This window comes from Clostridium sp. Cult1 (assembly GCF_021655095.1).
Classification (GTDB): domain Bacteria; phylum Bacillota; class Clostridia; order Tissierellales; family Tepidimicrobiaceae; genus Schnuerera.
In genome coordinates this window covers 2,602,373-2,615,110 of the sequence record NZ_PPXW01000001.1, presented here as the reverse complement: position 1 = coordinate 2,615,110, position 12,738 = coordinate 2,602,373, and the positions used below count along the sequence as shown (strand labels likewise).

The 12,738-nt window shown below is 30.2% G+C and carries 9 protein-coding genes and 1 CRISPR repeat array; of the genes, 8 read left to right on the top strand and 1 reads right to left on the bottom strand.

The genetic code is table 11. From position 1 onward, the window contains the following. Positions 1–94 precede the first annotated feature (94 nt). Positions 95–1,993: direct repeats of the CRISPR family, unit length 30 nt; unit sequence GTATATAGATTACCTATGAGGAATTGAAAC. Positions 1,994–2,194: 201 nt separating this feature from the next. The 8 genes from csx2 to C3E89_RS13175 are packed head-to-tail and all read left to right on the top strand — an operon-like array spanning position 2,195 to position 11,492. Beyond that, complete coding sequence (gene csx2 / locus C3E89_RS13210; RefSeq protein ID WP_236913406.1) at positions 2,195–3,421, top strand: TIGR02221 family CRISPR-associated protein; 1,227 nt, start codon at positions 2,195–2,197, stop codon at positions 3,419–3,421. 2 nt (positions 3,422–3,423) lie between these two features. Then, complete coding sequence (csx20, locus tag C3E89_RS13205; RefSeq protein ID WP_236913405.1) at positions 3,424–5,133, top strand: CRISPR-associated protein Csx20; 1,710 nt, start codon at positions 3,424–3,426, stop codon at positions 5,131–5,133. A 31-nt stretch (positions 5,134–5,164) separates the two neighbouring features. Next, complete coding sequence (gene cas10 / locus C3E89_RS13200; protein ID WP_236913404.1) at positions 5,165–7,399, top strand: type III-A CRISPR-associated protein Cas10/Csm1; 2,235 nt, start codon at positions 5,165–5,167, stop codon at positions 7,397–7,399. Between the two features lies 1 nt (position 7,400). Beyond that, positions 7,401–7,856 (top strand): type III-A CRISPR-associated protein Csm2, encoded by a 456-nt coding sequence (gene csm2 / locus C3E89_RS13195; protein ID WP_236913403.1) that lies wholly within the window; start codon positions 7,401–7,403, stop codon positions 7,854–7,856. 17 nt (positions 7,857–7,873) lie between these two features. Next, entirely contained in the window at positions 7,874–8,587 is a 714-nt protein-coding gene (gene csm3, locus C3E89_RS13190; protein WP_236913402.1) for a type III-A CRISPR-associated RAMP protein Csm3, read from the top strand. A 15-nt stretch (positions 8,588–8,602) separates the two neighbouring features. Further along, positions 8,603–9,586, top strand: a complete 984-nt coding sequence (gene csm4 / locus C3E89_RS13185) for a type III-A CRISPR-associated RAMP protein Csm4 (protein WP_236913401.1) — start codon at positions 8,603–8,605, stop codon at positions 9,584–9,586. A 14-nt stretch (positions 9,587–9,600) separates the two neighbouring features. Further along, complete coding sequence (gene csm5 / locus C3E89_RS13180; RefSeq protein ID WP_236913400.1) at positions 9,601–10,722, top strand: type III-A CRISPR-associated RAMP protein Csm5; 1,122 nt, start codon at positions 9,601–9,603, stop codon at positions 10,720–10,722. Positions 10,723–10,724: 2 nt separating this feature from the next. Next, on the top strand, positions 10,725–11,492 hold the full coding sequence (locus C3E89_RS13175; RefSeq protein WP_236913399.1) for a hypothetical protein: 768 nt from the start codon (positions 10,725–10,727) through the stop codon (positions 11,490–11,492). Between the two features lie 622 nt (positions 11,493–12,114). Here the strand turns inward: C3E89_RS13175 and C3E89_RS13170 are convergent. Then, entirely contained in the window at positions 12,115–12,435 is a 321-nt protein-coding gene (locus C3E89_RS13170) for a helix-turn-helix domain-containing protein (protein WP_236913398.1), read from the bottom strand. Positions 12,436–12,738 lie beyond the last annotated feature (303 nt).

The window sequence follows — 12,738 nt, the reverse complement described above, 5'->3', positions numbered from 1 at the left end:
GACTGGATCAAATAAATAATCTTAGAATTGCAAACAAATTCATAGGAATTTATATAGATTGTTCGGTAAAAATATGTCCAAAAAAGTGTTGACATATCATAGATTACCTATGAGGAATTGAAACTATCTATCACTTGGTACCCACACTCAATAAGATATTGGTATATAGATTACCTATGAGGAATTGAAACCCAATAGCAGTTTTAGAATAGATAATATTAAACATAGTATATAGATTACCTATGAGGAATTGAAACTCAAAGTAACAAATGGCTTGATTCCAATGGTTACAGCGTATATAGATTACCTATGAGGAATTGAAACGCGTGATTATAAAGGTTGAAAGGTTCCCCATAAATCCGTATATAGATTACCTATGAGGAATTGAAACTATTGTCAAATTTTCTTATAACCTTTAATATGTTCTGTATATAGATTACCTATGAGGAATTGAAACTTAAATCCGATTCCCAAACATCTACAACAGTATAATTGTATATAGATTACCTATGAGGAATTGAAACACAATGCCCATACTATTCCAGCTGGTGGAAAAATAAGTATATAGATTACCTATGAGGAATTGAAACTATATAGTAATATTGATAATTTTACCAAAAATAACTGGTATATAGATTACCTATGAGGAATTGAAACTATTTTCAATTTTCATAATTCTACCTCCTATAGTTTTTTGTATATAGATTACCTATGAGGAATTGAAACAAGTCTTCAATTGATGAATGTATCAAGGAGTATAATGTATATAGATTACCTATGAGGAATTGAAACTTGGTACCCTTGTATTTGGTCATATTGGATTGTATTAGTATATAGATTACCTATGAGGAATTGAAACTGGAATTAGTACAAAAGAAATAGCAAACGCCCTATAGTATATAGATTACCTATGAGGAATTGAAACTTCCAGGCGAATTGCCCGACCTTAACACTATTATAGCGTATATAGATTACCTATGAGGAATTGAAACAATATAGTCATAAAGATGAATTTGACTGGGGTAATGCGTATATAGATTACCTATGAGGAATTGAAACTATTCAAATGTGTTGCCAAACCATTTATTATGTGTAGTATATAGATTACCTATGAGGAATTGAAACAAAACTTTATTTTTTCCCTATAAACTGTTTAACCCTGTATATAGATTACCTATGAGGAATTGAAACATTATCTGATCCTGTATTTCTTTTAGTGTGGTTACTTCGTATATAGATTACCTATGAGGAATTGAAACTACAATATATAATTGTAAAGATTGTTTGAGTTGTAAGTATATAGATTACCTATGAGGAATTGAAACGAAGCTGTAGAAGACATACAAGGCTATGAAGACGTTCGTATATAGATTACCTATGAGGAATTGAAACTATATAGTAATATTGATAATATTTATAAAATAACTGCGTATATAGATTACCTATGAGGAATTGAAACTACGTATATAAAATTGATCCTACATAGCATAGAACGGTATATAGATTACCTATGAGGAATTGAAACCTTGTCAAATATGTTAGATTACCTACCTTGGTATGAGTATATAGATTACCTATGAGGAATTGAAACTATGAAGTAATATTGATAATTTTACCAAAAATAACTGGTATATAGATTACCTATGAGGAATTGAAACTCCTCTGCCAATATAGGTAACCCTGCTGCAATTGTTCCGTATATAGATTACCTATGAGGAATTGAAACTAAAGATTACTTTATGGTAGGCAGCTATAGAGATACGTATATAGATTACCTATGAGGAATTGAAACGACAAACCTACCCGAATGGGTATGGCTGAAAAATATGGTTACTAGACTACCTATGAGGAATTGAAACATGTACCGTCTCCTCTACTTACAACCTTATCCATTTACGTTACTAGACTACCTATGAGGAATTGAAATCTGTTAATCCTGCCGCTTTAAGAAAATTGTTCCAGCGTTGATAGACTACCTATAAGGAATTGAAACTCATAATAACCAACGGTGGGCTTACTGGAGAAACAGAGTTTATAGTCTACCTATTAGGAATCGTAATAAATCTTGGCATAAAAACCTCCTTTCATAGGAAGTTTTTTGTTTTATATATGTATATAAATTGAATTTATTGGTACAAAATGTTACAATAATATTTAAATGACAAGGTTTTGACTTTTTTACCGAGGTGATTATATGTCAAATAACTTGACCACATTAATTTCGCTAATAGGCAAAGGGAAAACCGATGAAGAAACTAAAGGATACATAAGAACTAAATACTATTATGATGAAACGAAAGATACTATATACACTTCCTTCTTTGGCTTTGCTCTATACAAAATTCTTAAAAAACAAGGTCACGATATAGATACATGGTTAATATTTGGAACCAATAGATCCACCTGGTCTGAGCTTCTTTATGTAGTTGATGAAAAACACCATGATGACATGATTGAATTATATGATACAGTATATGATGAAAAAAATGAAGGTATCTCCCAATCCTTACTCTCCCAATGGGAACGGGCTCTTCAAGAATATGTGCCAGGGCTGAGTTTAATCTTAGTAGATCCTTTAGATTATCAGATATACATAGATCATATGATACATGAAATTCCTGACACTGAAAGGAAAGTAGTTCTTGATATAACTCACGCCTTTAGACATATGCCCGTTATAATTGCTTTCTCATTAATGGCACTCAAACATATCAAGAATATATCTGATATTATGGTATACTACGGTGCCTTTGAGCTAAAGACAAGTAGGACAAACCAAAATGAACCTACCCCTATATTAAAAATTGACTTTATCAATAATTTAGTCTCATATGCCGAAAATATCGCAGTATTTAACTATTCAGGATATTTTCCCAATATTTTGGAAGATCTAAATATCTCTAAAACAGATGAAACTTATTTTTGGCTTGAAATGAACAGACAACCAAGAACCGATTTGGAAACAATCAATATGAATCTAAAGGAAAAATCGAAGGGAAATAATCATAAAGGGAAAATAGCAGAATACATAAATAAAGAAATAGAACCACTTATAGGCGCATCATTACATAAAAGAATGGTAGAAAGATCAAAATTCTTTTTCCATAGGAAACAATATTTAAAATCCCTAATACTTTTATACGAGGGGCTTATCATAGCCATTGGTAAAAAGTATGGTTTTGAAAGCGGACAAGACTATGATAAGCATGAAGAAATTAGAAAATTTTTAAAAGGAAATAAAAACACTGTATTTAAAGATAAAGACCAAATAAAAACCTACTTCGATATAGAATATACTAGAAATGCAGCTGTTCATGGGTCGAGAAGTAGAGGAACCCAAAATTTCCTAGAACAACAGGATCATTTTGAAGCCTTATTTAAAAAAGGCATAGAAATATATAAATATATAACGGAGGAATAATTATGTTAAAATTTATATCCTTATTAGGGACTAATCGGTATATACCCTGTAATTATTATTTTGGTGAACATAAGGCAAACGATTGCTGCTACATCCAAGAAGCTTTGATACAAATATTAGCCAAAAATGATATAGTACCTGACAAAATAACTATATATACAACAGAAGATGCTTACAATAAAAATTGGATAGTAAATGCATATAGTGATACTAGACCAGGATTAAATGAGGAGTTGGCTGATATATCTAAAAAATTCCACATTCCCGTGGAAAATGTAATGATACCTGAAGGACATAATGAAGAGGAGTTATGGGAGATATTTAATGCAATATTAAATCAATTGGAGAAAGAAGATGAAATAATATTAGACATCACTCATTCTTTCAGATACTTGCCTATGCTAACATTTATAGTAATAAACTATGTACGTATTGTAAAAAACTGCAGTCTTAAAGCCATATATTATGGAGCTTTTGATGTATTAGGATATGTACATGAAGTAGAAAAACTTCATATACAAGAAAGAAATGCACCTATATTTGATCTTACATCTTTTATAAATCTATTTGATTGGACTATTGCAATCGATAGATATTTAGCCACAGGGGATGCATCTTTGGTAAAAGATTTAACTATCTTAGAAACTAAAAAAATAAACGAGAAAATAGGTAGGAAGGTCTCTGAATCAAATTTAGACAAATCCATTTTATTTAGGGATCCCAATGCACTAAGAGATCTTTCTAAATCTATGAACAATTTTAGTAATGCTGTAGCTACATGTAGAGGGCCTAACCTTACCGTTGCAATATCTTCCCTTAAGGAAAGTATCCATACTGTAGTGGAAAATGCAGCTCATGAAAGGATAAAACCTCTAAGCCCTATAATGGAAATGGTTAAAAAAAGGTTTGATAATTTTAGTACTACTGATGATTATACAAATGTAATAGAAACAGCCAAATGGTGCCATGAAAACAGAATGTATCAACAAGGTTTTACAATATTACAAGAAGGCCTTATAAATTATGTTTGTGAAAAGTGGAATTTAGATAAATTAGATAAAAATGATAGGAGCAAAGTTACAAGCTATGCCTGTGATGTAGAAAAAAAGAATGCTGAGATTGATCATGAAATTTTAGACCTAAGCAAACAAGATGCCAAAGAATTATTTACACTGATTTACAATATTAGTAATATAAGAAATGACATAAATCATGCAGGATGGCGAAAGGATGCAGCAAGGCAGAACACTTTTAGTGATAACTTAAAAAATTTTATCCATAGGGCTGAATCTATATTGTATAGTGAATCCAACGATGATAAGCAATCAAAGGACAAGCAATTATTATTAATATTTTCCCATGAACTAACGGAAGGGCAAAAGAAGGAAGCAATAGAAAGATTTAATGTATCCAAATTTATAAAACCAGATATTGAACTTTTAGATAAGTGGGCAAATATTCCACCACATATAGAAGATTTAAGCCAATATCTTGAGGATTTTAAAAGATGGATAGATGAAAAAGGTCAACCTGGAGATTATGCTTTAATACAGGGAGATTTTGGTGCAACGGTATCTATAGTAGATTATTGTATTTCTAAGGATATTACCCCAATTTATGCAACTACAGAGAGGAATGTAGTAGAAGAAAAAACAGGCGAGACTATAAAAATATCACGGGAATTTAAACACGTGATGTTTAGAAAATATTAATATAAGATAATAAAATTTAGGAGGTGGAGGGATGATTGACAATTATGATGTAGCCCTTGCTGCACTAACTTGTGGACTAAACCAAGTATCCAATAGAATGCAGATCCCAATAGAAAATCATCTGCTAAAATCAATTGGCTTATCTATTACAAAGGATTCAATAAATAAAGTACTCCATGAAGCAAGTAGTCTATCTTTGGATATGGATGAAAATATAGAAAGTAAAGATAATGGCAAGGTTAAAAAACAAAGGCTATATTCAATATTTCAAAATATTAATATAGGTAAAGAGTATTACAAGGAAAACTACTACTATCCACTAACTCCAATGGATATATCAAACAATATCTTTCCTAAAAAAGAAGAAGAATTTAAAAATCAAGACCTAACAGATGAATATATACATATATTTAAAGAGCTAGAAAGGGAAATTGAATGGGAGATAAAGGGTAAGCATGTATCTAATTTAAAAGATAAAGAAAAAGCATATAATAAAATCTACTATATACTTGAAAAACACACCACATTTGTTCCATGTACAATGAGCAAATATAAGGATATTAGCCTTTTTGAAAGCCTAAAAACTACATCAGCAATAGCTACATGCTTAAATGAATATTACCAAAGAGGTGAACAAGAAGAAAATAGATTTATACTCCTTGCAGGGGATGTATCAGGTGTTCAAAGTTTTATATATCAAGTAACAGAAGGAGAGGAAACTAAAGAAAATGTGTCTAAAAATTTAAGAGGAAAATCCTTCTATATAAATGTTCTCATAGACTTTGTTAGTAAATACATAGTTAAAGAGCTTGGCTTGAATATTTCTAATATTTTATATTGTGGAGGAGGAAACTTTCAGATACTTCTTCCCAATACCAAGGAAGTAAAGGAAAAGCTCATTGAAATAGAATCAGAAATCCAGCAACATCTTTACAAAAAACACGGGGTAAGATTAGGATTAGTTTTTGCACATATTGAAATAAACGATAATGGTATAAAAGATTATTCCAATTCTTTAACTAAATTACAAGAGGAACTTGCGAAAGCTAAAAATCAAAAATTTGTAAACATAATTAATATGGAAAAGGATAAGTTTTTCATACAAGAAAGTAGACTCCAAAATCCTTGTATATACTGCTATCAGCATAAGGCAACCATAGATAATATCTTATGCGAAGAATGTAATACCCATATTAGTTTGGGAGAAAAGTTGGTTAAAGATAGATTAAAATATATAGTCTATGACTTTGAAGGAGAAATTAAAAAGTGTGATGTAAGGGTAAGCTTTGGCTCTATGGGACAAGTATGTTTTTATTCTAAACTGGAAGATTCAGACATTGGGTTTTTGGTAGAAAATATAAATGGCACAGGTAAATTTGGTAGAATCAAATTTGTAGGAAATACTGTGCCACTTAAAAAAGGTGTAGTAGCATCCTTTAACGACATGGCTCCTTTAGCTGAAGGGGATCAGAAAATTGCAGTGCTTAAAATGGATATAGATAATTTAGGAACCATATTTTCAACTGGATTTGAAGAAGAAAACAAAAGCATAGCTAGAATATCCACCCTAAGTAGAATGATAGATTTGTTTTTTTGCGGATATATCAATAAAATATGTGAAAATTTATATGATGAATATATTACTATAGCAAACCCCCAAGAAGTTCAAATGGACAATCTATTTTATATTAATTTCTCTGGTGGAGATGATTTGGTTATTATAGGTCCATGGGATTGGACTATAAGGTTGGCCATCGAAATAAAGGAGCATTTGAGTAAATTCACATGCTATAATCCTAATATAACCATATCTGGAGGCATATATATAACCGATTCTAAAGCGCCAGTTAGAATAACCTTGTATGAAGGTGAAAAAGCTTTGGAATATGCTAAAGAATATGAGGGGAAAGATGCTCTATCACTTTTAAATAAAGCCTTTAGCTGGCAAAAAGGCAAGTATAATGTATATAAACTAGTAGAGGATGGTATAGAGTATGCAAATTGGATTAATAAAGAATATATATCTAGAAATCTTGCCCATGATATTATGGTAGGTAGTAAAAATATTAAAAGGAAGGGAAATATAGATTTTGATTTAGTCCCACAAATAGCCTATTCCCTTTCACGAAACATACGAGAAGAGGAAATAAAAAGCGAAATGATAAGAAGGTTGATTACACCCCACATAGAGGATAGTGAAATAGAATTTATAAAATATCCTCTTATGATAGCAATAATGAAAACTAGAGATGTAAAGGAGGATTAATATGACTAGACAAAGACAGGGGAGAAGATCTAATCATAAAAGGCATAGCCCTATTGATAGTTTAATATCTGAGATAGAAAGGGCACAATCTCTAAAGGAAGTATTTATTCCGGAAAAATATGCACTACCTGATGGATGGGCTTACAAAACGGCAGAAAATTTAAATGAAAAAGCAATGAATTCCAATCAATTAAGAAAAATATTTACCCAACTAAAAACTATAGAAGAAAGTGTAAACAGAAACAAAGAAAATGAGTTAACTAATGAACAAATGAATCAGATACTTTTAATAATGCCTCAGATTGCTTATGCAAGAGGAAGAGGTCTAATCCCATCACCATTTTATAATCTAATGAAGGAATGTATTACGCCAAATAAAATAAAGGATAAAGAAGATTACAAAAGCTTTGTAGGTTTTTATACTGCAGTAGTAGCTTATTCTAAAATGGGAAGCTAATTTAAGGAGGGTGCACAATGATTAAAAGATATATTATTGAATATATTTTAGAATGTGAGACGGGTCTTCAAATACAAGCGGGAAATATATCTTTCGATATAGGGGGAATAGACAACCCTGTAGTTAAAAACCCTATAACAGATGAACCCTATATACCTGGATCATCATTAAAAGGGAAAATGCGAAGTCTTTTAGAATGGCAAGAAGCACCGGAAGTGTTGATTCAAAACGAAGGACAAGTACTAAATGACGCAAAATATGATGTATGTAAGCTTTTCGGAGTATCACCAGGTAGCATACCAAAAGATAAAAAAAATGACAATGTTCAGGAAAAAATATTAGTTTCACGGGCCATAGTTAGGGATGCTTATCTTACAGAAGAGAGCAAAGAAATGCTTCAATCCCAGTTAGGGGAAAATATATTTACTGAAATTAAGGCTGAAAATAGTATAGATAGATTGACCTCAAAGGCTACTCCAAGATTTTTTGAAAGGGTTCCCAAGGGTGCAGAATTCAAGGGTGAGATAGTGTTGACCCAATATGTGGAGGAAGATAAAAGATTATTAGATCTTCTTTTAGAAGGGATGCGGCTATTGCAAGATAACTACCTAGGTGGTAGTGGCTCTAGAGGTGCTGGGAAAATAAAGTTTAAAGATGTGAAGATCTATGTAAGAGATAGGGATTATTATCTTGGAAAGAAAGAACAAGAAATAATAGAACACATAATATAATAAGGGGTGATAGGTATGAACATACATAAAATTAGCCTTACCCCTTATGGTAGCATGACTACACTTCCCGACTCACAAACTATATTTGGTGCCATGTGTTGGTCTATTCGGGAATTGTATGGAGAAGATGAACTAGAGGAGTTGTTAAATAATTTTATAGATCATAAAAATAAATTTGTAGTATCCTCATCTTTTATAAAAGGACTCTTCAAAGCACCTGTTATGAACTGGGCTACCTTAGAAGAGATTATAGATATAGGAAACAAAATGGATATTGAAAGTAGTCAACTAGCTATCAGAGGTAAACAGCTGAACAAAATGGAATATATGTCAGAAAAAGTTTTTAAAGATTATTTAGAAGGTGAATTAGATAGAAAAGAAGTAGTAGAAGATATATTGACAAGAAAAGGGAAATTCCACATTTCTGAAAGTATACTTCAATACAAAGATGAAAAAATAGGTGCCATAGACTATTATGAGGAAAACAGCAGAAGAAATTTTATAAATAGAATGAGTGGTACTACAGATGAGGGGAAACTATTTTATTATAATAGAAGTTTTCTAAAACCTAATACTAATCTATATTTTTTAATCAAAACTGAAGATATAGACTACTTTTCACCTGTATTTAGATACATGTCTGACAATGCTATTGGTGGAGATAGAAGTATAGGAGTAAATGGATTTAAGGTGATTCATGAAGGAATTTTTAACTATACAAAGAATATAGAAGAAAATGTGCTGTTATCAAAATATATCCCATATTATGAAGAAATTAATTGGGAAAAAAGCATGTACAATATATCCATAGGTAATTATAAGATTGAAAGCAGACATGATTTCTTTGGTAAAGATATACTAAAAAGCCAGATTGGATACATAGTAGAAGGCTCAAGGATTGTTTTAAGACAGAATAAAGAGATTTACGGCAGGCTCCCTATAGTAAAAGAGATAAACAATAAAGAAATTAGACATAATGGTCTAGGTTTTTTCTTATAAGGTAGGTGATAGAAATGGCATATATACTTAAAGCATTATCACCAATTCATATACATAGTGGAGAAGTTATAAAAGCTATGAATTATATGGTAAAGGATGATAAAGTACTAATATTCGATGAAATGGATGTAATTCAATCGGTAAAACAGCAGGAGCTATTAAATGATGAATTGTTGCGAAATTTTGCATCTTTAGGTGGAAGAAGAAAGGAATATAATAAGACTTTAGATTATTATATAGATAAAGGGATAATTGATGAATCTGTAGTAGACAAATATAAAACTAAAGGTAATAATTATACAGAAGATTTATCAGGACAAGAAATACACAGAACAATGATAAATCTACAAGGCCCTTATATACCTGGCTCTACTATAAAAGGAGTAATTAGGACTGGGATATTATACGATTACCTGCTTGATAAGGGGATTGAATATATAAAAGATGCAGTTAAATTTTTAAATACAAGGGGAAGGCGCTTTACAATAGATGATTATATTATATATGGTGTTCAAAACGGTTGGTTAAGTAAGGATATATTCCAAGATCCATTTAAATTTTTAGGAATTAAGGATGTAAATATGTTTAACAAAGAAGTAGGTATCTACGACGAAACAATATATAATGTGGAGAACTTTATTCCTGGTAATGTTATAGAAACAATACAGGAAGGTAATGAGAGCGAACAGTTTGACTTTGAAATTAGAGGACATGAAAAACTAGTTCAAAAATATAATCAGGAAATAATCAAGTATTTTAAAGAAGAAGAATTAGTAAGAGTACTATACCAATATTCAAAAGATATTATTGAAGATGAATTAGAATATTATAAAATTAATGAACACCCATTGTTTAATGCTAAAGAAGCGATTGAAACATTGGAGAAAATAAAGGCAAAAAACAGCATAGACTCCCCAGTACTTAGAATAGGAAAAGGAAAAGGGTATAAATCTAATACAGTAGCTTTGGCAATTAAAAAATTGGACAGGGATTATTATACACAAGAAATTAAAAATATAGCAAAGCCCTATAGATATAATAAAAATTATGAATTTCCAAAGACAAGAATGTTTGTTAATCCATCAGTATCGCCAAAATTATTGGGATTTACAATTCTTGAGAAGGTTGATAAATAGGTATGGTACGTATAAAGATTGTAAAATATAAACTAAAGTTTTTAGAACAAATAACTTTTAAAGAAGAACCAGAAATCGCTTTTTTAAAAGCAATTTATAAAAGGTTTAAAAATATATTATGTATCAATATAGATAAGAGATGTAGAAATTGTAACCATAATACTAAATGTTTGTACTATTATATGTCAGCTGGGGATTTTGAATTTATAGAAAATATGCCTGTTATAGTGGAAAGACCGCTTTTTTCTAAAAAGACTCTGAAAACTGAAGATGAGTTAGAGTTGAAGTTTACCTTTCTTGGAGATGCAGCAAAACATATGGATTTTTTAGAATATACATTAAAGGAGTTTGAGGCTAGAGGGCTTTTTAAGGAAAAATATAAGTTTGTAATAATTAATAGATCTATAGAACAGTTGGCCGAAATACAAAGTAATGAAAGCATAAAAAGTATTGAAATATTAACTCCAATAGATATAAATAAAAGCATATTTACAAAGGAAAAGGAGAAATTAGATAAATTAAACAAACTTTATAATATAGCAGATAAAGCAATTAAACCTATAAACAATTCATATGAATTTCATGCAATAAAATTTAAAATTAAAAACCCTTTATACTTAGGAGCTAATAGATTCATACAAGAAGGTTATATTGGCACAATAAAGTTTAAAGAAACAGTACCAGACTCCTACTTACTAGATATTATAAATATAATTGGTGCAGGAAAATATTATGCCATAGGTGGGGGAGCTATAAAGATTAATAATTAGTGATGGGACAGCGAGGTCATGGGACAGAGAGGTCAAGACCTCTCTGTCCCACACTATTTGATATATTAATAACAATTATGTACCATTAAAAAATATTAACCAGAAATTAAATTTTAATTGATATAAATGTAACTGTGCTCCTTTTTAAAGTTAGCCTTCTACTCTAGCTTAAGGAATATTAGTAATTGATTATGGTAAAATCTTAATTCATATCTCAATTTTTTATAGCATATGGATGTTTTTTCTCATTTTTCCAAGTTCTAATAGTTTTTGATATCCTACTTCTCCATTTGCAGCTTTATACACTTCTAAGTTAATACCTAATATAACTCTTTACCCATTGACTTATTTGAGAATAGTTTTGTCTATTATTTTACTAGCTATATTGCATGATAATTTAATCCAGTAAAGCCCATTTATTTGCTAATGAATATCTCTTGTTGTAATACCTTTTGTATAAAGTTTATTCTCTTATAGTAGATACATCTCTAGGCTGTTTAGGTACGACTATTGGTTTAAATTTTCCTTTCTGACTTTAAACTTATTTTTTTAGATAAGAGGACTTTATTTCTTAAAAACATAATTTAGTTTCTACTACCAAGAGGGAAACGAATGATTTTTTCTATTTATATTTCTTATTAACAATAGTTTTAAGAAAAGTAGATAGGCTCTTGATTTGTTCTGGGCTTAATTCTTTAGCACTATTTAATAACTCTTCTAAATCACTCTCCACAGGCCTTGTCATACCCTCCGGTGCAAAAAAATCAGCTAATGTAATATCAAAAACTTCACATATCTTTTTTAAGGTTGGTACATCTGGAATCCTATGTCCATTCTCTAATTTACTAATTACAGGTTGGGTTGTATTACATAAATTAGCTAATTCATTGGTAGTCATATTATGTTGTTTTCGTAATTCTCTAATCCTTTTGCCAACATCCATTATCAATTCTCCTAACATTCTATTATGGAATATATATTATAACTTTATTCTATAGGGAGAAGAAAAATATAACAACATAAATTCGAAAACGGAATAAATTCCTTGACAAATATTCTGAAGTAGAATAAAATAAAATTAGAATTTTCTGATATCCGAGACAAGATAGTCTAATAAAATATAATTCATTAAAAATGTCTAATTAAGAAAAGTCCAGCTAAGAATTGTCAATAGTAAATTTAAAAATTTTTAATAAATATTTCAATCAATTCTAGCTAAAAAAGGGTAAATTTAATAGGCCTTCTA